Origin of the sequence: Methylococcus sp. ANG (assembly GCF_040730495.1) — a bacterium.
Lineage (GTDB): Bacteria > Pseudomonadota > Gammaproteobacteria > Methylococcales > Methylococcaceae > Methylococcus.
The window spans coordinates 1,879,186-1,900,225 of record NZ_CP160399.1 but is presented as its reverse complement, the minus strand read 5'-3'; the positions used below and the strand labels follow the sequence as shown (position 1 = coordinate 1,900,225).

Annotated in this window: 17 protein-coding genes; 8 read left to right on the top strand and 9 right to left on the bottom strand. The window is 64.8% G+C overall.

The genetic code is table 11. From position 1 onward, the window contains the following. Positions 1 to 293 precede the first annotated feature (293 nt). Both ABZN20_RS09110 and ABZN20_RS09105 read left to right on the top strand, forming a co-directional pair. A complete protein-coding gene (locus ABZN20_RS09110) occupies positions 294 to 2,390 on the top strand; it encodes an ATP-binding response regulator (RefSeq protein ID WP_367027420.1) in 2,097 nt (698 codons plus the stop codon). An 11-nt stretch (positions 2,391 to 2,401) separates the two neighbouring features. Beyond that, a complete protein-coding gene (locus ABZN20_RS09105) occupies positions 2,402 to 2,773 on the top strand; it encodes a response regulator (RefSeq protein ID WP_367027419.1) in 372 nt (123 codons plus the stop codon). A gap of 14 nt (positions 2,774 to 2,787) precedes the next feature. Here ABZN20_RS09105 and ABZN20_RS09100 read toward each other — a convergent pair whose 3' ends face one another. The 6 genes from ABZN20_RS09100 to ABZN20_RS09075 form a co-directional block, all read right to left on the bottom strand. Continuing rightward, positions 2,788 to 3,573 carry an MBL fold metallo-hydrolase gene (locus ABZN20_RS09100; RefSeq protein ID WP_367027418.1) on the bottom strand — a complete coding sequence of 262 codons (786 nt, stop codon included), beginning with the start codon at positions 3,571 to 3,573 and terminating at the stop codon, positions 2,788 to 2,790. A gap of 128 nt (positions 3,574 to 3,701) precedes the next feature. Further along, positions 3,702 to 4,844: a threonine synthase gene (gene thrC / locus ABZN20_RS09095; protein ID WP_218807579.1), complete on the bottom strand. Its 1,143-nt coding sequence runs from the start codon at positions 4,842 to 4,844 to the stop codon at positions 3,702 to 3,704. 6 nt (positions 4,845 to 4,850) lie between these two features. Continuing rightward, complete coding sequence (locus ABZN20_RS09090; protein ID WP_367027417.1) at positions 4,851 to 6,161, bottom strand: homoserine dehydrogenase; 1,311 nt, start codon at positions 6,159 to 6,161, stop codon at positions 4,851 to 4,853. Between the two features lie 35 nt (positions 6,162 to 6,196). Then, entirely contained in the window at positions 6,197 to 7,381 is a 1,185-nt protein-coding gene (alaC, locus tag ABZN20_RS09085) for an alanine transaminase (RefSeq protein WP_218807577.1), read from the bottom strand. Positions 7,382 to 7,488: 107 nt separating this feature from the next. Continuing rightward, a complete protein-coding gene (gene murU / locus ABZN20_RS09080) occupies positions 7,489 to 8,193 on the bottom strand; it encodes an N-acetylmuramate alpha-1-phosphate uridylyltransferase MurU (RefSeq protein ID WP_367027416.1) in 705 nt (234 codons plus the stop codon). Then, the gene (locus tag ABZN20_RS09075) at positions 8,190 to 9,218 is read right to left on the bottom strand and encodes an aminoglycoside phosphotransferase family protein (RefSeq protein ID WP_367027415.1); all 1,029 of its coding nucleotides are present in this window, start codon (positions 9,216 to 9,218) and stop codon (positions 8,190 to 8,192) included. Before ABZN20_RS09075 ends, murU begins: the two co-directional genes overlap by 4 nt. 298 nt (positions 9,219 to 9,516) lie before the next feature. Here ABZN20_RS09075 and lptD point away from each other — a divergent pair, with 298 nt between their 5' ends. Genes lptD through rsmA form a run of 4 tightly spaced genes read left to right on the top strand, consistent with a single transcriptional unit; the run spans position 9,517 to position 15,652 of the window. Continuing rightward, on the top strand, positions 9,517 to 12,525 hold the full coding sequence (gene lptD / locus ABZN20_RS09070) for an LPS assembly protein LptD (RefSeq protein ID WP_367027414.1): 3,009 nt from the start codon (positions 9,517 to 9,519) through the stop codon (positions 12,523 to 12,525). Continuing rightward, entirely contained in the window at positions 12,512 to 13,876 is a 1,365-nt protein-coding gene (locus ABZN20_RS09065; RefSeq protein ID WP_218807573.1) for a peptidylprolyl isomerase, read from the top strand. Before lptD ends, ABZN20_RS09065 begins: the two co-directional genes overlap by 14 nt. A gap of 13 nt (positions 13,877 to 13,889) precedes the next feature. After that, positions 13,890 to 14,882, top strand: coding sequence for a 4-hydroxythreonine-4-phosphate dehydrogenase PdxA (gene pdxA / locus ABZN20_RS09060; protein ID WP_218807572.1), 993 nt, complete (start codon positions 13,890 to 13,892; stop codon positions 14,880 to 14,882). Continuing rightward, positions 14,879 to 15,652, top strand: a complete 774-nt coding sequence (gene rsmA / locus ABZN20_RS09055; protein ID WP_218807571.1) for a 16S rRNA (adenine(1518)-N(6)/adenine(1519)-N(6))-dimethyltransferase RsmA — start codon at positions 14,879 to 14,881, stop codon at positions 15,650 to 15,652. Before pdxA ends, rsmA begins: the two co-directional genes overlap by 4 nt. A 113-nt stretch (positions 15,653 to 15,765) precedes the next feature. On the opposite strand, the gene ABZN20_RS09050 is transcribed toward rsmA, so the two are convergent. After that, positions 15,766 to 16,044, bottom strand: coding sequence for an Lpp/OprI family alanine-zipper lipoprotein (locus ABZN20_RS09050; RefSeq protein ID WP_026045896.1), 279 nt, complete (start codon positions 16,042 to 16,044; stop codon positions 15,766 to 15,768). Between the two features lie 140 nt (positions 16,045 to 16,184). After that, entirely contained in the window at positions 16,185 to 16,718 is a 534-nt protein-coding gene (locus ABZN20_RS09045) for a L,D-transpeptidase family protein (protein ID WP_367027413.1), read from the bottom strand. Between the two features lie 173 nt (positions 16,719 to 16,891). Here ABZN20_RS09045 and ABZN20_RS09040 point away from each other — a divergent pair, with 173 nt between their 5' ends. Continuing rightward, positions 16,892 to 18,526 carry an alpha-D-glucose phosphate-specific phosphoglucomutase gene (locus tag ABZN20_RS09040; RefSeq protein ID WP_218807569.1) on the top strand — a complete coding sequence of 545 codons (1,635 nt, stop codon included), beginning with the start codon at positions 16,892 to 16,894 and terminating at the stop codon, positions 18,524 to 18,526. 69 nt (positions 18,527 to 18,595) lie between these two features. On the opposite strand, the gene ABZN20_RS09035 is transcribed toward ABZN20_RS09040, so the two are convergent. Then, positions 18,596 to 19,069, bottom strand: coding sequence for an MEKHLA domain-containing protein (locus ABZN20_RS09035; RefSeq protein WP_367027412.1), 474 nt, complete (start codon positions 19,067 to 19,069; stop codon positions 18,596 to 18,598). Positions 19,070 to 19,141: 72 nt separating this feature from the next. On the opposite strand from ABZN20_RS09035, the gene ABZN20_RS09030 reads away from it, so the two are divergent. Beyond that, entirely contained in the window at positions 19,142 to 21,040 is a 1,899-nt protein-coding gene (locus ABZN20_RS09030) for an ATP-binding cassette domain-containing protein (RefSeq protein WP_218807567.1), read from the top strand.

The window sequence follows — 21,040 nt, the reverse complement described above, 5'->3', positions numbered from 1 at the left end:
GCCGATGAATCGGCGTCGAGTCCGTGGGGTCCATGGTGCCTCGCAAAGACTTGAGGGTCGGCTTCGAAAATCCATGCCCGGTAAGGCTTCGAAGGGGTTTCGAGCGACCTCATCGCCGTCCGGCGCAGGTCGGATATCCCTGCCGACCCTGCCAGACGGGTCTCTGGAAGGCGCCTTGACATTCCACCGATTTCCGTAAACGCTGTCAACGGGGGTGGGCCGCCGGGCCGTGTGCGCCGTGCCGTGTGCGCCGTGCTCCCAGACGCCGGTCACTGCCCATCGGAGAGCCGATCATGTCAAGTCGAGAGATTTCCCCGGCAAGTCCGCCCAATCCGGAGAGTATCGAGCAGGTCTCGCAGCTGCGCTGGTTCTCCTACGGGCTCGTGCTCGTGGCGATAGCCGCGATGCTGTTGTTGTCCTGGCCGAGACTGGCGGCGAACCTGTTCGCGACCGGCGTCAGCGGCCAGTCCTTCATGCCGCACGGCATGTGCTACCTCTGGGTGCCGCAACTGTGGTGGCTGCACCTGAGCACCGATCTCCTGATCGGGCTCTCCTATGTCTGCATCTCGGCGACCCTGGTCTATCTCATCCATCGGGCCCGTCGCGACATACCGTTTTCCTGGATATTCCTGGCCTTCGGACTCTTCATCGTCGCCTGCGCGGTCACCCATTTCATGGGGGCGTGGACGATCTGGAACGCGAGCTACTGGCTGTCCGGATACACCAAGCTCCTGACCGCCGTGGTTTCGGTCGCCACCGCGCTGGTGCTGCCGCTGCAGGTTCCCAAGGTCCTGAGCCTGGTCGAGGCCGTGAAGCTGTCGGAACAGCGGAAGACGCAACTGGAAGCCGCCCACATCGAGCTGGCGGAAGCGCGCGATGCGGCCCTCGAAGCGACGCGACTCAAATCGGAATTCCTCGCCAACATGTCGCATGAGCTGCGCACGCCGCTCAACGCCATCATCGGCTACAGCGAGATCCTGGCGGAGGATGCCGAAGACGCGGGGCGCGAGGAGGAACTGGCCGACCTGAACAAGATCCGCGCTTCCGGCAAGCATCTGTTGGCGCTGATCAACGACGTGCTGGATCTTTCGAAGATCGAGGCGGGGAAAATGGAGGTCTACCTGGAGACCTTCGAGGTGGTTCCCATGCTCGACGACGTGGTGGCGACCATTGCGCCGGTGGTCGCCAAGAACAACAACCGCCTCGAGGTCCAGTACGCCGAAGGCACGGGTTCGATCCGGGCCGATTTGACCAAGGTGCGGCAGGCCTTGTTCAACCTGCTGAGCAATGCTTCCAAGTTCACCCGCGACGGCGTCGTCACCCTGGCCGTCGACAGGGAAAGCGTCGATGGAAGGGACTGGCTGCATTTCGCGGTCCGCGACACCGGGATCGGCATCACCCCGGACCAGATGAGCCGCCTGTTCCAGGCGTTTTCGCAGGCCGATGCGTCGACCACACGGAATTTCGGCGGCACCGGCCTGGGGCTGGTCCTGAGCCGCCGTTTCTGCCAGATGATGGGCGGGGACATCACCGTGGAGAGCGAGGCGGGGGTCGGCTCGACCTTCACGATTCATCTGCCCGTCGATGGCGGCGTGCCAGAAAAGGCGCAGGCCGCGGAGCCCGGATCGGTTTTGGCCAAGGGGATTCCCACCGTGCTGGTGATCGACGACGATCCGGCGGCGCGCGACCTGATGCGGCGCTTCCTGGATCAGCAGGGTCTGCGCATGGAGGAGGCGGACAGCGGCCAGGAAGGGCTGAAACTCGCCAGGGAACTGAGGCCGGGGGCGATCATTCTCGACGTCATGATGCCGGGAATGGACGGCTGGGCGGTGTTGACGGCGCTGAAGGCCGATTCGGAACTGGCGTCGATCCCGGTCATCATGGCCACCATACTGGACGAGAGGAATCTGGGATTCGCCCTCGGCGCCACCGATTTTCTGACCAAGCCCATCGACAGGGACTACTTGGCCAAAGTGCTGCAGAAGTACCGCTGCGCCCATCCGCCTTGTCCCGTGTTGCTGGTGGAAGACCACGCCGATCTCAGGGAGCTGATGCGACGGATGCTGGAGCACGAGGGCTGGGTGGTCGAGGAAGCCGAAAACGGGCGGGTGGCGCTCGGACGGGTGGCGGAAAACCGCCCCGAACTGATCGTCCTGGACCTGATGATGCCGGAAATGGACGGCTTCAGCTTCCTGGAGGAATTGCGCCAGCAGGAAGCCTGGCGTTCGATACCCGTGATCGTCGTCACCGCCAAGGATCTCACCGCCGAAGATCGCCAGCGCCTGAACGGCTACGTAGAATACGTGGTCAACAAGGGGGCGCGGGGAAGGGAGGACCTGCTGCGGGAACTCGGCGACCGGATCAGCGCATGCCTCGGGACAACAGCCTAGGAGAAGCGGCCATGGCGAAGATGTTGCTGGTGGAAGACAACGAAATGAACCGGGACATGCTCAGCCGGCGTCTGCTGCGGCGCGGCTACGAGCTGGTCATCGCGGTCGATGGTGCGGAAGGTGTGGCGGTGGCCCAGGCCGAACTGCCGGACGTCGTCCTGATGGACATGAGCCTGCCGGTGATGGACGGCTGGGAGGCGACCCGGAAACTGAAGGCCGAAGAAGCGACCCGCGGCATTCCGGTCATCGCGCTGACGGCCCATGCCATGTCCGGCGACCGCGACAAGGCCATCGAAGCCGGTTGCGACGATTACGACACCAAACCGGTCGAATTCGACCGGCTGCTGGCCAAGATCGAAGCCCTGCTCGCCCCGCGGGGCTGACCGTCACCCGGATTTCAGAATTCGAAAACCTGTCCCTGCCGGACGAAGCCGTGGAAACCCGCTCCGGTCGCGTCGGGCAGGGGTCCGTCCTGGTAGTGGTACAGCCACATTTTTTTCCGGATCGATGCCGGAAGTCCGCAAAGCTCCTCGTAGTGCGCATGGATGCCGGATCGCCGCGGGGCCGTCTCGCAGTCCTGGAAAATGACGTCCGCGCTGTCGTAGAGTCCGACGAGGCGGTCGGGGCAAAACTGGGTATCGGTCGTCAGTACGATTCTGCAACGCGGCCCGGTCGTTTCCGGCATCGCAGCTTCCGGAGGTACGTCGATGACCAGACCGTAGCTCGGGGCGGGTTCCCGGCAGTCGAAATAATGCAACGTCGAGAAAAGACGTAGGCCGAGGCTCCCGAACCGGAATGCCCCGCCGGGGGAAAGGCGGTGGACCGCCGAGAAGAAGTCGTCCAGACGCATCGACCGTCCCTGGACGGAGGCCATGCCTCCCCGCAGCGATCGCTCCCAGAGCATCTCCGCCAGCCGGTTCTCGATGAAGAGTTCCGGCCGCATCCCGCCGGAAAAATAGCGTGAAAAACCCAGCCACTCGATGCCGCCGATATGATCGGCATGCAGATGACTGACGTAGAGGGCGTCGATGTCTCCGGCCCCGAGTCCCAGCCGGTGCAGGGCAAGGCGCGCATCGCTGCCGCAATCGATCAGGAGTTTTCTGCCCTGGCTCTCGATCAGGATATTCGACTGGTAGTTTTGCAGGGCAAAGGCAGAACCGACACCGATGAACGTCAGCTTCATGAGATAACCCGCGAGCGGCCTGGTCCGTTGGGGTTAGTGTATGACGCCCCTTACGCCGGTTGTCAAAAAATCGGCGGTTTGGGAAAGGGAGAGGCCGCCGCCCCGTGAGGAGCGGCAGGCGGGGACGTTCAGAGCGTGTCGAGAATGGCGCGTTTGACCGAATCCAGCTCGGCCTCGATGGTGAAAGGCTTCTGGGTGCACTGGGCGATGGCCGTGTCGGGATCCTTGAGGCCGTTGCCGGTCAGCGTCAGCACCACGGTGCTGCCTTCGGCGATCTTGCCGCTCTTGATGTCGCGCAGAGTGCCGGCGAGGGAGGTCGCCGAGGCCGGTTCGCAGAAGATGCCTTCGTGCTCGGTCAGCATTTTCTGCGCGGCCAGGATTTCCGCGTCGCTGCATTCGTCGAACCAGCCGCCGGACTCGCGGCTGACCTGCCAGGCCTGATCCCAGCTCTGCGGATGGCCGATGCGGATGGCGGTCGCCACCGTTTCCGGATGGTCCACCATGTGGCCGCGCAGGAAGGGGGCCGAGCCGCTGGCCTGATAGCCGACCATCTTCGGCCGGTTCGTCAAGACCGGGCCGCCGCTCACGAAGCGGCATTCGCCGTCGCAGAAGGCGCAAGACTGGGTCACGCAATCGCGCCCGCCGCAGGCATATTCGCTGTAGCCGATCCAATGCGCGGTGATGTTGCCGGCGTTGCCGACCGGCAGGCAGTGGTAGTCCGGCGCCCGGCCGAGCTCGTCGACGATCTCGAAGGCGGCGGTCTTCTGGCCCTGCAGCCGGTAGGGATTGATCGAGTTGACGATGGTGACGGGGGCTTCGCCGGCCACTTCCTTGACCAGCCGCATGCCGTCGTCGAAATTGCCCTTGATCTGGATCACCACCGAGCCGTACATCATGGCCTGGGCCAGCTTGCCCATGGCGATCTTGCCGTCCGGGATCAGCACGAAGGCGGTGATGCCGGCGCGCGCGGCGTAGGCGGCCGCGGCGGCGCTGGTGTTGCCGGTGGAGGCGCAGATGATGGCGCGGCTGCCTTCCTCGACCGCGCGGGTCACCGCCATGGTCATGCCGCGGTCCTTGAACGAGCCGGTGGGATTGAGCCCTTCGTATTTCGCGTAGAGCTCGACGTTCTTGCCCAGGATGCGGGGGATGTTTTCCAGCCGGATCAGCGGCGTGCCGCCTTCGCCCAGGCTGATGATGCGGGTGTCCGCGCCGACCGGGAGGCGGTCGCGGTAGCGTTCGATGAGGCCGGTGTAGCGTGTCGTCATGGTCATGGTTTGTCAACCCAGGGTTTCGAGCCGGATGCGTTTCACCGCGCCCTTGATCGTCGGCAGGGCTTCGATCTCCCGCACGGCGGCGTTCAGTTCACGCTCGGCGACCTTCTGCGTCAGCATGATGACCGGCAGATGGCTCTCGCCCTCCGGCATCTCCTTCTGCAGCACGGCCTCGATGCTGATGTGGTGGCCGGCGAGGATGCGGGTCACGTCGGCCAGCACGCCGGGCTTGTCCTCGGCGGAGAGCCGCAGGTAATAGGCGGTCTCGACCTCTTCGATCGGCAGGATCGGGATCTCGGATATCGCGGCGGGCTGGAAGGCCAGGTGCGGTACCCGGTTCTCCGGATCGGAGGTCAGGGTGCGGACCACGTCGACGATGTCGGCGACCACGGCGGAGGCGGTCGGCTCGGCCCCGGCGCCGGCGCCGTAAGAAAGCGTCGGCCCCACCGCGTCGCCCTTGACCAGCACCGCGTTCATCACGCCGTTGACGTTGGCGATCAGTCTCCGCGCCGGGATCAGGGTGGGATGGACCCGCAGTTCGATGCCCTTGGGGGTGCGGCGGGCGATCCCCAACAGCTTGATCCGGTAACCCAGGGCTTCGGCGTATTTGACGTCGCCCGCGGTGATCCCGGTGATGCCCTCGATGTAGACCTTGCCGAACTGGAGCGGGATGCCGAAGGCGATCGATGCCAGGATGGTCAGCTTGTGGGCGGCGTCCACCCCTTCGATGTCGAAGGTCGGATCGGCTTCGGCATAGCCCAGCGCCTGGGCTTCCTTCAGCACGTCGGCGAAGTCGCGGCCCTTTTCCCACATCTCGGTGAGGATGAAGTTGCTGGTGCCGTTGATGATGCCGGCCAGCCATTCGACCTTGTTGCCGGCGAGGCCTTCGCGGATGGTCTTGATGATGGGGATGCCCCCGGCCACGGCGGCTTCGAAGGCGACCATCAGGCCGCGCTCGCGGGCGGCGGCGAAGATCTCGTTGCCGTGCAGGGCGATCAGCATCTTGTTGGCGGTGACGACGTGCTTGCCGTTTTCCAGCGCCTTCATGACCAGGTCCCGCGCCGGGGATTCGCCGCCGATGGTCTCGACCACGATCTGGATCTCGGGGTCGGAGACGATCTCGTAAGGATCGGCGGTCAGGGCGATGCCGGAGGTGTCGCAGATGCGGGTCCGCGACAGGTCCCGGGTCGAGGCGCGGCAGACCTGGATTTCGCGGCCGGCGCGGCGGGTGATTTCGTCGGCATTGCGCCGCAGCACGTTGACCGTGCCGCCGCCCACCGTGCCGAGGCCGAGGATGCCGATTTTTACCGGGTTCAAGCTGCGTTCCTCAAGACTTGGGGAAAAAGTGCGAATTATACGGCGTTGTCCTTGCGCATCATATCGCGGATGCCGCGGATGGCCTGGCGGGTACGGTGCTCGTTTTCGATCAGGCCGAAGCGCACGTGGTCGTCGCCGAATTCGCCGAAACCGATGCCGGGCGAGACCGCGACATGGGCGTCGAGCAGCATCTTCTTGGCGAACTCCAGCGAACCCAGTCCTTGGTACTGTTCTGGGATTTTGGCCCAGACGAACATGGTGCCCTTGGGTTTCTCCACCGGCCAGCCGATGTCATTGAGCCCCTTGCACAGGACGTCGCGGCGGCTCTGGTACATCAGCCGTATGTCTTCCACGCAGTCCTGCGGGCCTTCCAGCGCCGTGATCGCCGCGACCTGGATCGGGGTGAACGTGCCGTAGTCCAGATAGGACTTGATGCGTCCCAAGGCCGACACCAGCTCGCGGTTGCCGCACATGAAGCCGACCCGCCAGCCGGGCATGTTGTAGCTCTTGGACAGGGTGAAGAATTCGACGGCGATCTCGTCCGCGCCGGGTATCTGCAGGACGGAGGGGGCGACGTAACCGTCGAACACCAGATCGGCGTAGGCCAGGTCGTGCACCACCCAGATCTTGTATTCGCGGGCGATTTCCACGACCTTCTCGAAGAATTCCAGTTCCACGCATTGCGCCGTGGGATTGGCCGGGAAATTCAGGATCAGCATCTTGGGCTTGGGCCAGGAGGTCTTGATCGCCATTTCCAGCTCGGAAAAGAAGTCCACGCCGGGGATCAGCGGCACGTGGCGGATGTCGGCGCCGGCCAGCACGAAGCCGTAGGGGTGGATCGGATAGGCCGGATTCGGCACCAGGATGGCATCGCCCGGTCCCACGGTGGCGAGCGCCAGGTGCGCCAGGCCTTCCTTGGAGCCGATCGTCACGATGGCCTGGGACTCGGGGTCGAGCTCGACGCCGTAGCGCGACCGGTACCAGCTGCAGATGGCCCGCCGCAAGCGGGGAATGCCCTTGGATACCGAATAGCGGTGGGTGGCGCCCTTGCGTGCGGATTCGATCAGTTTGTCGACGATGTGCTGCGGCGTGGGCTGGTCCGGGTTGCCCATGCCGAAATCGATGACGTCTTTGCCCTGCGCCCGTTCCTTCGCCTTGAGTTCGTTGACGATGTTGAAGACGTAAGGGGGCAGGCGTTTGATGCGCTGAAATTCTTCCATCCTGGGGGCCTGGGTGGGGGAGTTGTGCCTCGAATCGGGACCGGCATTCGCGAGCTGAGCCGGAATCCGGAAAAAATGTCCAACGTTACCGGCCGGGGCGGCGCATGTCAAACGGCCCCCACGGGCTGTGTGGGTCGCCGTTCACGGGCGCGGAGCCAGCGGTCGTAAGCCCCGAGCCGCTCCGCCGTACCGATGTCCAGCCAGAAGCCCGAGTGCAGTTCGCCACTGACACGGCCGGCGGCCATGGCCTGCCGGAGCAGCGGCGCCAGAGGCGCCCGTCCCGGCGGGAGCGATGCGAACAGTTCAGCCCGGTACAGACCGATCCCGGCGAATGTGCAGGTCTGGGCGCCGTCGCCGGGCGGCGTCAACCTGCCGCCGTCGAGGCGGAAGTCGCCTTGCGGATGATGAGGAGGGTTGGGCGCGAGCACGAGATGGGCATCGCCGGCCGGTTCGCGGCGCAGGCGGGAGAAATCGTAGTCCGTGCCGATGTCGCCGTTGACGACGACGAACGGCTCCGGGCCGAGCAGGTCCAGGGCCTGGCGGATGCCGCCGGCGGTTTCGAGCGCGTGGTCGCCTTCGTCGGAATACCGGATGCGGGCGCCGAAGCGCCCGCCGTCGCCCAGCCGTTCGCGGATCTGCCGGCCGAGATGGGCGAGGTTGATGACAATGTCCGCGAATCCGGCGCCCACCAGCGCCTCCAATGTGTGTTCGATCAGCGGGCGGCCGCCTGCGGGCAGAAGGGGCTTCGGAGTATGGTCGGTCAGCGGACGCAGGCGCTCGCCCCGGCCCGCCGCGAGGATCATGGCTTTCACGCGGCGGCGGCCTCGTTCAGGACCGGACGGACGCGCAGGTCGAGGAAACGGCGGAATTCCGCCAATTCCGGATATCTGCCGGTGACCTCCAGGATGTAGCGCAGGGTCCGGGGAATGTCCGGCAGGTAGCCATCCTTGCCGTCGCGCAGATGGAGCCGGGCGAAGATGCCGACGGCCTTGAGATGGCGCTGCAGGCCCATGAAGTCGAACCAACGCTGGAAGGTTTCGCTGTCGGCCGCGGCGCGCGGTCCGCTGTCGGCGAGGCGGTGGCGGTAATCGTCCATCCAGCGCTTGACGCGGGCCTCGGGCCAGGCGATGTAGCAGTCCCGTAGCAGGGAGACCAGATCGTAGGTGATGGGGCCCACGACGGCGTCCTGGAAGTCGAGCACGCCGGGATTGCGTTCGCCGGCGACCATGAGATTGCGGGAATGGAAGTCGCGATGGACGACGACGGCAGGCTGCTGCAGGGCCGATTCGGCGAGATTCAGGGAGAGCCGCCGGTAAAGCGCTTCCTCCGCCGTGCTCAGTTCCAGTCCCAGCAGTCCCTCGAGGAACCATGCGCGGAAAAGTTCCAGTTCCCGCAGCAGCAGGGCTTCATCGTAGGCGGGCAGGCCGCAGCCGGCGGCGTCGATCCCGAGTTGCATCCGTGCCAGCGTTTCCAGCGCATCGGCGTACAGGGCGTCGGCGTCTCCCGTTGCCAGTTGCTGCAGGTAGCTCATGTCGCCGAAATCGGACATCAGCAGGAAGCCCCGCTCTTCGTCGGCGGCGAAGATGTGGGGAACGTGCACCCCGGCTTTTTCCATCAGCCCGGCGGCATGAACGAAGGGCCGCAGCTTTTCCTTGGCCGGCGGGGCGTCCATCGCGATATGGCTGGTGTCGCCCGTCCGGATCCGGAAATAACGGCGAAAACTGGCGTCTCCGGAGACCGGGCGGATGTCGTCGGGATCGCGTCCCAGGACGGCCGGAAGCCAGCGCAGAAGCGCTTCGAAGCGGTTGTCGGCGGTGATGCCGGGGGAGTTAATCAAAAGTGCAAACCTTGGGTTACAATGATCCGATTTTCCATGGTTCTTAATGATAGAGGATTTGCGCGTCGCATGGCTGTCCGTTCTATCGAGCTGGGTACAAGCATTTCCTGGACCACTTTCCCCATGCCATTTCCGCATCGATGACCCGGTGGTTTTCCCTCGCCGTTCAGGCTCTCTGGTCCGGCTCCGTCGCGGGGGTGCCGGTTTGATCGTGCGCGGGCCTGGACCGGCTTCTTCGAATGCGGATGCTTCGCCCGCTGCTGGCCATGCTTCCGTCCCGCTGCGGACCGCGGTATTCATGGCGCTGGCCGCGACCTGGCATCAACCGGCTGTCGCGGTGGGCAACTGGAACTGCGAACGCAGTGTCGACGACAAGCAGTGGGAGTGCGTGGCCAAGAGAAAGGACGGCGGTGCGGAAACGCCGGCAGAGCCCGGGCCGAAGGCCCCGCCTGCCCGGCCGATAGCGCCGAGGGAGGCGGCTTTGCCGGAGTCGCGCCGTGCCGCGCCCGCCACGGCTCCTCCGTCCCCGCCGGCCGAAATGGCGCCGGTGGCCAAATCCGAGCCCAGGCCGGTGCCGCCTCCGGTTCGCCCCGCCGAGCCCGCACCGCCAGCCGGGATGGCGGCCAGGCCCGCCGACGCAGAGGAGGATGAGGAAGGCGAGTCGGCGGAGACGGAAAAGGCGGTACCCGAGGTGGCGGCCGGCGAGCCGGAAGCGCCGTCCCCCGCCAGGGCGCCCCGGCCGGAAACGCCGCTGGCCGCCTCGCGCTTCGTCCCCTCGGGAACCGTGTCGGTGCGGCAGGAGGCGGCCTTGCCCCAGCCCGTCGCCGCCTATGCTCCGAGCGCGCCGACCGGCTGGACCTGCCGACCGCAGAAGGAGAGCAGGAGCTGGGACTGCAACCTGGTGGGGCCGGACCCCCGAGGGGTGGCGCGGCCGGTCGGCGCCGCCGGCGAGCCCCCCGAGGACTGGGCCCAGGCGACGACGATCACGGAATACGATGAACAGCGCTTCGACCGCCTGCTCGGCATGATGCCGGGTAATCCGTGGGCGGGAACCTGCGCCCGCGGAAAGCGCGAGTCCGATGCGGCCAAGGATTTCCTCCTCACCTCGAAAGACCGGCTCGCCCGCAAACGGGCGCCGGTGGAAGTCCACGGGGATTACGGCGAAATGGACGATCAGGAGGTCGCGACCTTCACCGGCAGCGCCGAGGTGACGCGTTACGATCAGCACGTGAAGGGCGATTTCCTGAGCCTCAACACCGAAGCCGACACGGTGAATGCCCGCGGCAGCGTGTTCTACCGCGAAAAAGGCCTGGCCTTTTCGAGCGACACCGCGTTCCTGCGGATGGAGGACGACAAGGGCGTACTGCGTAATAGCCAGTTCATCGTCGAGACCATGCCGTCGCGCGGCGTCGCCCGGGTCGCGCACATGGACAGCGATACCCGTTCGCGCTACGAAACCGCCACCTACACCACCTGCCCGCCGGGGAATACGGACTGGATGCTGCATGCCGACGAGGTCGCGATCGACAAGGAAACCGGACGAGGGGAAGCCACCCATGCCTGGATGGAGTTCAAGGGGGTGCCGATGTTCTACACTCCCTATATGGATTTCCCGGTGGACGACCGGCGGCAATCCGGATTCCTGTCGCCGACGCCGGGTTGGTCGGGAACCAACGGCTACAACCTCACCGTTCCATACTATTTCAACCTGGCGCCCGATTATGATCTGACGGTGACGGCACGGGAGATGACGAACCGCGGGCCTTTGTTTGGCGGCGATTTCCGCTGGCTGACCGAACACCAGCGGATTCGCCTGCTGGGGGAGATCATGCCCGAGGACACTCAAGAGAAACAGACTCGGGGGCAGGCTGGCTTCGATGCCATGGGGCGGTGGACCGAAAACCTGTTCACGCTGGTCGACCTGAACTACGTTTCCGATCCTCTCTATCTCAATCAGGTGAACAACAACCTCGGCCTTAACTCCAACACCTTCATCCAGAGCCAGGCGTATGCGGACTATATGTATTCGAACGGTTCGGTCAGGCTGCTGACCGACTATTACCAGAACGTCGATCCGTCGATTCCGCCGGAGCAGACCCCTTATTACCGCCTGCCGAGCCTCAGGGGGAATTACGGTGCGCAGATCGGCGATTCAGGGTTCCGCTTCCAGACCAACGCGGAGGTCGTGAACTTCGGCCATGGCGGCAGCAACGTCAAAGGCCAGCGTCTGAACGTCCGGCCGCAGATTTCCTATCCCATCCAGTCCCCCGGCAGTTTCGTCATTCCCAGCGTGGCTTTGCAGAACACGACCTATATGCTCCAGGACCAGGCGGCGGGGACCGACAGCAGCCTGAATCGCGTCGCTCCCATCTTTTCGGTGGACAGCGGCCTGGTTTTCGACCGGGATTTCGAGCTGGGATCCGCCTCGCTGCGGCAGACGCTGGAACCCCGCGTGTTCTATACCTATGTGCCGAAGATCAACCAGAACGACTATCCGATCTTCGACAGCAACTACTACGACTTCACGTACTACCAGTTGTTCCGCACCAACCGTTTCGCGGGTGCCGACCGTCTGGCGGACATGAATCAGGTGACCGTCGGCCTGACTTCCCGTTTCATCGACCACGACAGCGGCTTGGAACGGTTCAAAGCCAGCCTGGGGAAGGTGTTCTTCATCAACGATCCGTCCGTGACCCTGGTGAACCCCTACGGCACCAATCCCCTGGGCATCGACCTGGGCACCGACCAGGGCCAGACGACCTACGATACCTACAACCAGAGTTTCGCCAACGTCGTCAGCCAAGTGGACGCCAGGGTGACGGAAAACTGGTCGATCGGAGCGGAAGGGCAGGTGTCGCCGGACAGCGGCCGCATCGAACGCGGCGCCGCCGGGCTGCAGTACAACGACCGCCAGAACAATCTGCTCAATCTGAGCTACCGCTACCGCCAACCCATCCCCAACCAGGCCGACCAGCTCTCCAGCGCACTGAACAATACCGACGTGTCGTTCCGCATTCCGTTCTTCAAGGACTGGCATTTCATCGGGCGCTGGCAGTATTCGCTGCTCTACAACAGAACGCTGGAGAGCTTCGTCGGTCTGGAGCATGAAACCTGCTGCTGGCGTTTCACCGTGATCGGGCGCGAATACCTGAACGGCGTCAATCAGAATAACTTTAACGACAGCACGTCCAACACCGCCTTTTTCGTCCAGCTCGAACTCAAAGGCCTGACCCGGCTCGGCGATCAGGTCGACAGGTTCCTGTATCGATCCCTTACGGGTTACCGGATGCCGAATGATGATTTCTAGTTTCAAGAAGCTGGTCCGTCTGGCCTTCCTCGCCCTGTTCGCCGTGGCTTGCTGGGCGACCGCGGATGCGGCCGTCGACCGCATCGTGGCCGTGGTGGACGATGGCGTCATCCTGGAGAGCGAACTGGTCCGCAAGGTCGACGAGATCAAGCGCAGCCTTCGCGCCAGCCGCGCTTCGTTGCCACCCGATTCGATCCTGGTCAGGCAGGTGCTCGAGCGCATGGTCGTCGACAAAATCCAGCTCCAGATGGCCGAAAAGATGGGCATCCAGGTGGACGACGACACCTTGCGCATGGCCGTGAGCCAGATCGCCCAGCGCAACAACCTCACGCCCGATCAATTCCGACGGTCGCTCGCCCAGGAAGGGCTCGACTACGGCGATTTCCTGGAACAGGTGCGGGGCGAAATCGCCATGGGCCGGCTCCGCGCCAGCCAGGTCAACAACCAGATCAAGATCAGCGACCGGGAGGTCGAGCACTATCTGGAGGTCCAGGGCGGTTCCGGGGCGGTCGCGGACCGGGAATACCGGCTGGGCCACATTCTCATCGCCACCCCGCGCGAGGCCGCGCCGGACGAAGTGAAGAAGGCCAGGGAGCGGGCCGACAAGGTCGTGAAGGAATTGAAGGCCGGTCTCGATTTCAAGGATGCGTCGATTCGCTACTCGGACGATCCGCAGGCGCTGGAAGGCGGTGATCTCGGTTGGCGCAAGCTCAGCGAGATTCCCAGCCATATTGCCGAGGTGGTGGGCGGGATGAAGGACGGCGAGGTGAGCGATCCCATCCGCAGCCCCGGCGGTTATCACATCGTAAAAATGATGGCGATGCGAGGCGTGGGCGAGGCCAAGCTGACCAAGACCCACGTCCGGCACATCCTGATCAAGCCGAACGAAGTGCAGTCCGACGAGGATGCCAGGAACAAGCTGCTGGCCCTGAAGACCCGGATCGAAAACGGCGACGACTTCGCCGAGCTGGCGCGCGGCCATTCCGACGACAAGGGTTCGGCGATCAAGGGCGGGGATCTGGGCTGGGTCAAGCCGGGCGCCCTGGTGCCGCCGTTCGAGGAGGCGATGAACGCGCTGGACGAAAACCAGCTCAGCGATCCGGTCCAGACCCAGTTCGGCTGGCATCTGATCCAGGTGCTGGAGCGGCAGGAATCGAGCGACACCAATGAAGTGCTGAAAAACCGGGCGCGTGAGGAGCTGTTCAAGCGCAAGGTGGACGAGGAAACGGAACTTTGGCTGCGGAAGATCCGCGACGAGGCTTACGTGGAAATCCGCCTCGATGAGGCACCGGCATCTCCGGGCGACGATGCGCCGTCCGACGAAGATTCGCCCGAAACCTTCATGCGCTGAGCCGGCGTCTCCCATGCCTCCCCGTCTGCTGCTGACCAGCGGAGAGCCGGCCGGCATCGGCCCGGACCTGTGCGTGCTGCTGGCCGGTCGCCCGGCTCGCTGCAGCATCACGGTGCTGGGCGATCCCGGGCTGCTGGAAAGCCGGGCGCGCCTGCTCGGCGTCCCACTCGAACTGCGCCCGGTTGTGTCCGGCGGCGCCGTACCGCCGCATGAACGAGGCGTGCTGCACGTCCTGCCAACCCGCCAGCGGCCGGGCACCGCGCCCGGAAAGCTCGATCCGGCCAATGCCGCCTATGTGCTCGAAACCATCTCCGAAGGCGCGCGAGCCTGTCTGGCAGGGCGTTACGACGCCCTCGTCACGGCCCCGGTGCAGAAATCCGTCATCAACGATGCCGGCATCGCCTTCACCGGCCACACGGAATTCATTGCGGAGATCACCGGCGGCTGGCCCGTGATGATGCTGGCGACCGAAGGTTTACGGGTTGCGCTGGCCACCACTCATCTGCCTCTGGCCGAGGTGAGCCGGGCCATCACCGTCGAGCGGCTGACGCGGACGCTGCGGGTCCTCCACGACGATCTGGTCCGCCGCTTCGGTCTTCCCCGGCCGCGTATCCTGGTCTGCGGGCTCAATCCGCATGCGGGCGAGGGCGGGCATCTGGGAGGCGAGGAAATCACCGTGATCGAGCCGGTGCTCGCGCGGCTGCGGCAGGAGGGGATGGACCTGACCGGCCCGCTGCCGGCCGACACCCTGTTTCTCCCCCGGAATCTCGAGCGCGCCGACGCGGTGCTGGCCATGTATCACGACCAAGGTCTGCCAGTGCTGAAATATGCGGGATTCGGCCGGGCGGTGAACATCACCCTGGGGCTCCCCATCATCCGCACCTCGGTGGACCACGGCACGGCGTTGGACCTGGCCGGCACCGGCCGGATCGACACCGGCAGCCTGGAAGAGGCCGTCCGGGTCGCGGCGGAGATGGCCGAAGTCCGGTCGACGGTGCGGGCATGATGCACGTTCCGCGCAAGCGTTTCGGCCAGAACTTCCTGCGCGATCCCGGCGTCATCCGCGAGATCGTCGCCGCCATCGGCCCCGGTCCATCGGACCGGCTGGTGGAAATCGGCCCCGGCGAAGGGGTTTTGACCCGCGAGCTGCTGCAGTCCGGGGCGTATCTGGACGTGATCGAACTGGACCGCGATCTGGTCGCGGCGCTGAAACAGCGGTTTGCCGGTGCCGAGCGGCTGCGGATTCACGAAGGCGATGCCCTGAAGTTCGACCTTCGGACCATCGCCCGGGATGCAAGGCTCCGGGTCGTGGGCAATCTGCCCTACAACATCTCCACCCCGCTGATGTTCCGTTTGTTCGATCAGCTCGATGCGATCGAGGACATGCACTTCATGCTGCAGAAAGAGGTGGTGGATCGCCTCTGCGCGGGGCCCGGCGACGGAAACTACGGGCGGCTGAGCGTCATGGCCGCACTCTATTGCGAGGCGCAGCATTTGTTCGATGTGGGGCCGGAGTGCTTCTACCCGCGGCCCAAGGTGGTATCGGCGGTGGTGCGGCTGGTGCCGCACGCCGGGCCGCCCGACGCCGACCGGGTGAAGCGGGTGTCCGCGGTGGTCGCGGCGGCATTCGGCCAGCGCCGGAAGACGCTGCGGAACGCACTCAAAGGATTACTGGATGAAACCGCGATGGCCCGTGCCGGAATCGATCCCGGTGCGCGTGCCGAGGAATTGTCGCTGGACGACTATGTCGGCTTGAGCCGACAGTTGAGTCCGTAAAAAGCAGGTACCAGTTTGACTCATCCGCCCGCATTTCCGGCGGGCATAATAAAACCCCGGCAGCGGATACCGCCGGGGTTTTATTCGAGCGTATGTCTTCAGGACATCGATGATTATTTCATCATCGACTTCTTGAACATGCGGTCCAGCTTGCTGTTGGTTTCTTCAGCTGCGGCTGCAGCACGGCGAGCAGCGGCTTCTGCGGCACCGGCCTTGGATTCAGCTGCCTGAGCAGCGGAAAGAGCCTCGTCAGCCGTGCTCTTGATGGAAGCCTGCTCAGCCTTCAGACCGTCGATCTGGGTCTGCAGGTTGGTGATGTCAGACTTCGAAGCGCACCCGACGGTCAGACCGGCGGCCATCAGAACCACTGCGAACTTGGTTGCTTTCATCATGTCGCTTTCCTTCTTTTGCGGTGAACGAAATTTAGTACACAAGTATCCATTCCGGAGGGAGTGATCCCGCGGCGTAGTTTGCCGCGAAATCGCAAGCCTTTCCAGTGTTTTTTGAGTTTCTGCGAGGTCTTTCGATCGTGTCAGCGGATGACTACCAGGGTTCCTTTCCTGACCCAGGGGGTAAGCTGGTCGATCTGTTCATTGGTCAGGGCGACGCATCCGTGGGTCCAGTCGAACATCTCGTGCACCTCCCGGTTGCCTGCGCCGACACCGTGTATGCCGATCTGCCCGCCCAGCGGCGTATCCTGCGGCGGAGTCGCTTCCACCAGATGGGCGCGGAGGATGTGGCGCACCAAGTGTTCGTCGATGAGGCCGCGGATGAAGCCGCGCTTGGCGATGTCGGGATTCGGGTAGGTCAGTCCGAAGAAGCGGTGGAACTTGCTGTTTTCGTTGATCCAGCCGATGCGGTATTCGCCCAGCGGCGTCTTGTTGTCGTTGCGGCGCTTTTCGACGCCGGCGCCGTGCTGTCCGATGGCGATCTTGGTAAACACTTCCAGCGGCGTGTCGCCCTGCATCACTTTCAGGACGTGGGGCTTGGTCTCCACCAGCAGCCAGGGGTCCGAATTTCCGCCTTGCGCCGCGGTCGCGGCCAATGACAGTAACAGGAAAAGCATCGATGGATGAAAACGCTTGAACACCTTTTCTGTTCTCCTCAGTGAAGCAAACGGTAAAATACTAGCGAAAAAGCCCGGGAATCGAAATGCGTTTCGAGTTTCCGCAGAGCGTTTTGGCGGCCGGCAATAACAACGATCAGACTCCCGCACACACTAAAGGTTAAAACAATACGATGTCAGTGGAAATTCGCAATACGACGCCCTACGCGGACCAGAAGCCGGGCACCTCGGGTCTGCGCAAGAAAGTGAAGGTTTTTCTCCAGGAGAACTATCTGGAAAACTTCGTCCAGTCGGTGTTCGACACCGTCGAAGCGGCGGCCGGCGCCACCCTGGTGGTGGGGGGCGATGGCCGCTATTTCAACCGCCAGGCGATCCAGGTCATCCTGCGCATGGCCGCCGCCAACGGCGTGGGACGGGTGCTGGTGGGGCAGGGCGGGCTGCTGTCGACGCCAGCGGCTTCCTGCGTGATCCGCAAGCACAAGGCGCTGGGCGGCTTCGTGCTGTCGGCCAGCCACAACCCCGGCGGTCCGGAGGAGGACTTCGGTATCAAGTTCAACGTCGCCAACGGAGGTCCCGCCCCGGAGAGCTTCACCAACCGGGTGTACGAGCGCAGCCGGGTCATCGACGCCTACCGCACCCTCGCCACCCCCGATCTGGACATCGACACCCTGGGCCATTCCCGGATCGGTGAAATGGACATCGAGGTCATCGATCCCGTGGCCGATTATGCCGAGCTGATGGAGCACCTGTTCGATTTCGGGCTGATTCGCTCGGGTTTCCGTTCGGGTGCGTTGACTCTGTGCTTCGATGCGATGCATGCGATCACCGGGCCCTATGCAAAGCGCATTCTGGAAGGAACGCTGAGCGCGGCGCCGGGTTCGGTGGTCAATGCCGTGCCGCTGGAGGATTTCGGCGGCGGCCATCCCGATCCGAACCTGGTGCACGCCCATGAGCTGGCGGCGGTGATGTACAGCGGCCAGCCGCCGACCCTGGGCGCGGCTTCCGACGGCGACGGCGACCGTAACATGATCATGGGCGCTAATTGTTTCGTCACCCCCAGCGACAGCCTGGCGATCCTCGCCGCCAACGCCCATCTGGTGCCGGGCTACAAGGACGGATTGCGCGGCGTGGCGCGCTCCATGCCCACCGGCCGCGCGGTCGACCGGGTGGCGGCGGCGATGGGGATCGAATGCTACGAGACGCCGACCGGCTGGAAGTTCTTCGGCAACCTGCTCGATGCCCGCAGGATCACGCTGTGCGGCGAGGAGAGCTTCGGCACCGGTTCCGACCACGTGCGGGAGAAGGACGGCCTGTGGGCCGTGCTGTTCTGGCTGAATCTGGTCGCCCTGCGCAAGCAGTCGGTGGCCGCCATCGTGGCCGACCACTGGCGCCGGTTCGGGCGCGATTATTATTCGCGGCATGACTATGAAGGCATCGAGGTGCCCGTGGCCGAGGGGATCATGGGGCGTCTGCAGGATTTGCTGGCCGAGCTGCCCGGCCGGAGCTTCGGCGACTACCGGGTGGCGCTGGCCGACGACTTCCGCTACGTCGACCCGGTCGACGGCAGCGTCAGCGAGCACCAGGGCATCCGGATCGGGTTCGAGAACTCGTCCCGGATCGTCTTCCGCCTGTCCGGCACCGGCACCGAGGGCGCGACCCTGCGCGTCTACATGGAGCGCTACGAGCGCGATCCGAACCTGCACGATCTGCCGACCCAGGAGGCGCTGGCGGACTTGATCGCGATCGCCGAGGAGCTGTGCCAGGTCAAAAAGCGCACGGGAATGGCCCAGCCCAGCGTCATTACCTGAGTGCGCCGGATCGTTCCCAGGAGCCTACAGGTGGATAAGCGAAGCGCATCCACCCTGCGTTGTTTCCCATCAAAGCCACTGCCAGTGCTCGAACACCGCCGCTTGTCCGGCGGGGGCGCCGAGGTCGTCGAGCAGGTTCCATACCACGGCGTCTTGGATACGGAACCGGCGCCCCTGGCGGCTGATCCGGACGCCGGAATAGCCGTCGACATAACCCTGGGTCTCCACTTTTGCCAATAGCGCCTCCCTCGCTTCCTGGTTGCCGGCCTCGGCCGAGAGGCGGGAAGGCAGGGCGGTGATGACCTCCCAGCTCATGCCGAACAGCCCCATCGCCGTCTCGTTGGCGTAGTTGAAGACGGGATCGGGCGCGGTGTCGTGCGAAAGCAGCGCCAGCGGGGCCCGGAAGAGGTGGCGGGCGGCCTCCGGATCGGTCATGCGCGCGGGCACCAGATCACGGCCGGTGAAGTGGCGGAAGCTGCGGCGCAGCACGGCGATGTGGGCGGCGAGAAATTCGTTGTCTTCGCTGGGGCGGGGGAGGGGCATCGGGCGGAAAACTCTTGGGGTTGAGGCGGGCGGGTATACTATGGGGTCTTTCCTCGTCCGCGCAATCGTCCCATGCCTCTCGTTCGACTCTCGGAAATCGGTATCGCCTTCGGCGTCAAGCCCTTGCTGGAATCCGCCAGCTTTCAGGTCGATCCGGGCGAGCGGATCGGCATCATCGGTCGCAACGGCGAAGGCAAGTCGACCCTGCTGAAAGTCCTGGCGGGGCAGATGATGCCCGACAGCGGCGAGGTCTGGCATCAGCCAAGCCTGCGCATCGGGTTCCTCGAGCAGATGCCGGCGCTGCCGGCGTCGGCGACGATCTACGATGCCGTGTCCGATGGACTGGGCGAGATCGGCCGGCAGATCGGCGAATACCACCACTTGTCCGAGCGGATCGCGGACGGTGACACCTCCTGTCTGGACCGGCTCGGCGCCTTGCAGCAAGCGCTGGAGGCGGCCGATGGCTGGAGCCTGCAGCAGCGAGTGGAGCTGGTGCTGAACCGTCTCGACCTGCCGGCCGACAAACCGGTCGAGGGACTTTCCGGCGGCTGGCAGCGCCGGGTCGCGCTGGCCCGCGCCCTCGTGATCGAGCCGGATCTGCTGCTGCTGGACGAGCCCACCAACCACCTCGACCTCGAAACCATCGTCTGGCTGGAGCAGCAACTGCTTCAGTTCTCCGGTGCCGTCGTGCTGATCACCCACGACCGCGCCTTCCTGCAGCGGGTCGCCACCCGCATCGTCGACCTGGACCGCGGCAAGCTGACCTCCTGGCCCGGCGATTACCGGGACTACCTGGTGAAGAAGGCGGCGGCGCTGGAGGAAGAGGAGAAGCGCAACGCCGAATTCGACCGCAAGCTGGCGATCGAGGAAGCCTGGATCCGCCAGGGCATCAAGGCGAGGCGGACCCGCAACGAGGGGCGGGTGCGGGCGCTGAAGCGGATGCGCAGCGAGCGCGCCGAGCGCAGGTCGCGGCAGGGCGTCGCCAAGCTGGAGCTGGAGCAGGCCGAGCGCACCGGCAAGCTGGTGTTCGAGGCCGAACACCTGTCCGTCGCCTTCGGCGGTGCGCCGGTGGTCAAGAATTTCTCCGCCCTGGTGCTGCGCGGCGACCGGGTCGGCCTGATCGGGCCGAACGGTGCCGGCAAGTCCACCCTGCTGCGGCTGCTGCTCGGCGAACTGCGGCCCGATTCCGGACGACTCAAGACCGGCACCCATCTCAAAGTCGCCTATTTCGACCAGTTGCGCGCGCAGCTCGATCCCGATCAGACCATCGTCGAGGCGGTGGGGGACGGCAAGGAGTGGATCAACCTGAACGGGCAGCAGATCCACGTCATGTCCTACCTCGGCAATTTCCTGTTTTCCCCGGAACGCGCCCGCACGCCGGTGCGCAGCCTGTCCGGCGGGGAGAAGAACCGGGTGCTGCTGGCGCGCCTGTTCAGCCAGCCCTGCAACGTGCTGGTGCTGGACGAGCCCACCAACGACCTCGACCTGGAGACCCTGGAACTGCTGGAGGAATTGCTGGGCGAATTCGACGGCACGGTGCTCCTCGTCAGCCACGACCGGGCTTTCGTCGACAACGTGGTGACCAGCGTGTGGGTGTTCGAAGGCGATGGCGTCATCGCCGAATACGTCGGGGGTTATTCCGACTGGCTGGCCCAGCGGCCCGCCTCCGTCGAGCGGACCCCGGCAGCGCAGCCGGCTGCGGCCAAACCGCTCGCGCCGAAGCCGGCGGCTTCACGCGCCAGGCTCAGCTACAAGGAGCAGCGGGAACTGGAAGGTCTCCCGGCGGCGATCGAAACCTGGGAAAGCCGCCAGGCCGAACTGAATGTTCTGGTGAACGACCCGGATTTCTATCGCCGCGACGCCGGGGAAGTCAAACGGGCCCTGGACGAGCTGGAAGCCCTGCAGGCCTCTCTGGAGGAAGGTTACCGGCGCTGGGAGGAGCTGGAGGCGCGGGTGGCGGAGACGTCGTGA